Annotated in this window: 2 protein-coding genes; one reads left to right on the top strand and one right to left on the bottom strand. The window is 23.9% G+C overall.

Going from position 1 to position 1,569, the window contains the following annotated elements:
* Positions 1–29: 29 nt before the first annotated feature.
* Complete coding sequence (locus U880_RS0100105) at positions 30–446, top strand: DUF261 domain-containing protein (protein WP_024654294.1); 417 nt, start codon at positions 30–32, stop codon at positions 444–446.
* Between the two features lie 245 nt (positions 447–691).
* Here U880_RS0100105 and U880_RS0100095 read toward each other — a convergent pair whose 3' ends face one another.
* Entirely contained in the window at positions 692–1,453 is a 762-nt protein-coding gene (locus U880_RS0100095) for a tyrosine-type recombinase/integrase (RefSeq protein WP_024654293.1), read from the bottom strand.
* Between the last annotated feature and the right edge of the window lie 116 nt (positions 1,454–1,569).

The following is a 1,569-nucleotide window of genomic DNA, read 5'->3' as shown; positions in this document are numbered from 1 at the left end:
TTTGGATTATATAGGAGGTTAAATGATATATGAAATTACAACAAAATGATAAAAGATTTGTTGAAGAGATTAGACGTTGGGGTTGTTACTTTTTATCTTTGCATTATTACATATCATCACTTACAAAGAACAAATTTGACTTTAATGATATTAATAATAATTATTATCAATTTGTTAGATTAGGTTATATGGGGATTAATTGTTATATTTTAAATCCATGTAAAATCTTAAGTTTCTTTGGTGTTAAAAGAGATGTTCGTGTTGAGAATAAATCTTATAAATGTTTAAAGGATGAATTTGAGATAAGTGAAGTTAAAATAAAGAATAATATTGGGTCCCATTTTATGGCAACAAATAATACAGAAGTTTTATATGATCCTCTTTTTCTTAAAGATAGAGGACAAGAATATCATCTTAAATCTAAGCGTATATTTAGAAAAATATGAATTCCCAAAATATATTTGTTATCTCCATTATTGGTATTTATTATTAAAAGGCTATATGCCTTTTTTTTTATGCTTATTTATTATGTTAAATCTTGATTTTTGTTAAGTTGAATTATATAATAGCTATGTGTTGAATTACCTTTAACCTATTTTTAACCTTTATTTCTAAAATAAAAAATTCTAACAAAGAGAAGTTACTATTCTTTTTGTTATTTTTATTATAGTAATACATGAAATATACAATATTATTTAAAACCATCTTTAATATCATGATATGCTTTTAATTTACTTGCTTTTGAAAGTCCATAAACATTATCTATTTCAGTTGTTGATGCATATTTCATTAATTCTTTAATTTCAAATGAGTTGTATCCTTTACTTTTAAGTGTTGCAATAAATATATTTCTACATATATGTAGCGATTTACGGTGCTTAAATCCAGCTGATTTGAGTATTGATTTAAACTGAATTGCAATTTTATTTATATTAATTTTATTGTCTCTAAATTTATTTTTGCTTTTTTGAAATAGATAAGTACGCCTTGAATCTTTGTCTTTAGATGTAAAATAATCATGATGTACTCTCATAATAGATTTATATTCATTTTCACTAATTACTACTTCTCTGATGCAAATATTACTTCGCTTCTTCGCAACATTTACACGTAAACTATAAAATACCTCATCATTATTGCTTTTTTCTTGTGATATATCAGCAAGTTTGACATTTTGTATCTCTACTCCTCTACAACCAGTTATTGATAATATGTATACGAACCATCCAGAAATTGGGTCTATAGATTGAAGTTTTGTGATGCAGCGTTTTACAAGTTTTATTGTCTTTTCATTTAGATAGAATCTTATAGGAGTGGATTTGGGTTTAGTATTTTTAGTTTTAAGTTTACTTTTAATTAAAGACAATTCTTTGCTTAAATTTTCATTTTCTTTTACTATGTCTTTGAGTGTTTTATTAACTTTGTTAGATAAGTTCAAGTTAGTATCATTCATAAAGTTTACTTATTAACTAATGATTTTAAAAATTATAAAATGGTTAATTAATAGTTTAACAAATACTTATAAGTTTAGTCAATTTTTTGGGCCTTTCATTGTATGTTAAAAATGGC

Source organism: Borrelia hispanica CRI, from assembly GCF_000500065.1.
Taxonomy (GTDB): domain Bacteria; phylum Spirochaetota; class Spirochaetia; order Borreliales; family Borreliaceae; genus Borrelia; species Borrelia hispanica.
This window is presented reverse-complemented; position numbering and strand designations above follow the sequence as displayed.

Coding starts and splice junctions, on each gene's coding strand:
- U880_RS0100105 (WP_024654294.1), top strand. CDS start 30: ATGAAATTACAACAAAATGATAAAAGATTTGTTGAAGAGATTAGACGT.
- U880_RS0100095 (WP_024654293.1), bottom strand. CDS start 1,453: ATGAATGATACTAACTTGAACTTATCTAACAAAGTTAATAAAACACTC.